We start from the raw sequence: 754 nt of genomic DNA on the forward strand, positions 1-754 counted from the left end.
TTATGATGTCTCATCCCTAATTTTGTATTGCTACATCCTTAGGAGAGCACAAACACAACAGTCGCCTATTGTTGTTTGCTCTTCTTTTTTAACTTCTTCCAATATGTCAAAGAACTTTACTGAGACTGAAGGCCGAAGGTATAAAGGTATAGGGTGTCATGTGCCCTAACCTAAGCTTCGTTTCAGCTTCGTTAGTAAAAAACTGCGGTCTCGAACCGTTTCATCTTTTCAATCAGCACTTAGTATATAATATTAAGTATTTAGATTCATAGATGTGCCCCATGGCGTTTCTTTCTTTTCTTAATCATGTCAATGTAGATTACCAGTCCAGATAATCGTTTTTGTTGTATGTTTTTTGAAAGCTTTCTGCTTTGATCTTTAAGCTTTATGCTCAAATGTGGAGAATAACGGAGTCGAACCGTTGACCTTCCCGATGAAAATCGGGACGCTCTAGCGCCATCCGCTAAAACTCTTATTGTGGAGAATAACGGAGTCGAACCGTTGACCTCCTGCGTGCAAGGCAGGCGCTCTAGCCAGCTGAGCTAATCCCCCAGAGTAGTAGTTTTGAGTTTGGAGTTATCAGTTTGGAGTATTTCTAACTCCCGACTCTTCTCTCTAATCTCCCAACTTCAATGGTAGTCCCGTCCAGATTTGAACTGGAGACCCCTACATTATCAGTGTAGTGCTCTAACCAGGCTGAGCTACGGGACTTTGTTATTGGGTAAGCTTTTTTATGTCGCAGTATATAGTATCT

General features: G+C 41.2%; 2 tRNA genes. Both read right to left on the minus strand.

From position 1 onward, the window contains the following. Window positions 1-478: 478 nt before the first annotated feature. Window positions 479-552, minus strand: a tRNA-Ala gene (locus ACTJKC_RS25375). An 81-nt stretch (window positions 553-633) separates the two neighbouring features. Then, window positions 634-711 (minus strand) — tRNA-Ile (locus ACTJKC_RS25380). Window positions 712-754: the final 43 nt, after the last annotated feature.

Source organism: Pedobacter sp. 22226 (genome assembly GCF_052045455.1).
In the GTDB taxonomy this organism is placed as follows: Bacteria; Bacteroidota; Bacteroidia; order Sphingobacteriales; family Sphingobacteriaceae; genus Pedobacter; species Pedobacter jeongneungensis.